Origin of the sequence: Curtobacterium sp. AG1037, assembly GCF_003349855.1 — a bacterium.
GTDB lineage: Bacteria > Actinomycetota > Actinomycetes > Actinomycetales > Microbacteriaceae > Curtobacterium > Curtobacterium citreum.
Genome location: NZ_QQAO01000024.1, coordinates 1 through 1,073 on the forward strand (window position 1 = coordinate 1; position 1,073 = coordinate 1,073).

The 1,073-nt window shown below is 67.4% G+C and carries 1 protein-coding gene; it reads left to right on the top strand.

Translation table 11 applies throughout. The features are described 5' to 3' along the window. Positions 1-101 precede the first annotated feature (101 nt). Positions 102-1,061: an IS481 family transposase gene (locus tag DEU32_RS16830; protein ID WP_114851556.1), complete on the top strand. Its 960-nt coding sequence runs from the start codon at positions 102-104 to the stop codon at positions 1,059-1,061. Positions 1,062-1,073: the final 12 nt, after the last annotated feature.

Sequence of the window (1,073 nt, forward strand, 5' to 3'; positions counted from 1 at the left end):
TGTACTCGGCCGTGACGTTGGTGACACTTCGGGGGTTGTGACGCGACGAGGCCTCCTGGCTTGATGGAGCTGTCTAGTTCTGCCACTGCCAGGAGGCCTCTGTGTCCCACGCTAACGCCCGATTGACCCTGCACGGACGTCGATTGCTTGTCGCCCGCGTCGTCGATGATCGCCGTCCCGTTGCGCACGTCGCGAAAGAGCTCGGCGTCTCTCGTCAGTGCGCGCATCGGTGGGTGCGCCGGTTCCGCGCTGAGGGCGCCGCCGGCTTGTCGGATCGGTCGAGTCGTCCTCGCAGGATGCCGACGAAGACGAGCCCGGAACGCGAAGCGGTGGTCCTCGCTGCCAGGACCCGGCTCCGGTTCGGTCCCGTCAGGCTCTCCGCGGAGACCGGTGTCCCGGCTCGGACGATCTCCCGCATCCTCGCCCGACATCAGGTCCCGCCGTTGGCGTGGCTGGACCCGGTCACGGGAGCGCTGATCCGAGCGACCAGAGCAACGACGAACCGCTACGAGCACGAGCATCCCGGCGACATGGTCCACGTCGACGTGAAGAAGCTCGGCCGCATCCCGGACGGCGGCGGCTGGCGCGTCCATGGCCGCAAGGAGGAGTTCAGGGGACGCGGGATCGGCTTCGACTACGTCCACGCGGCCGTCGATGATCGCACTCGGCTCGCCTACGCGGAGATCCACCCCGACGAGAAAGGCGTGACAGCAGCCGGGTTCCTCACACGCGCCGCTGCCCACTTCGCCCGCCATGGCATCCCCAGGATCGAGCGGGTGATCTCGGACAACGCGTTCGCCTACCGGCACTCGGCCGCGTTCAAGGACGCAGTCGCGGCGCTGGGCGCGCGGCAGAAGTTCATCAAGCCCCACTGCCCGTGGCAGAACGGCAAGGTCGAGCGGTTCAACCGGACCCTCGCGACCGAGTGGGCGTACCGGCAGCCTTTCACCAGCAACCAGGCCCGAACTGACGCGCTTGCACCCTGGATCGAGCACTACAACACTGAACGGATCCACTCGAGCCACGGACTCACGCCCGCAGCCCGAGTGTCAACAACCTGACGGCTCAGTACA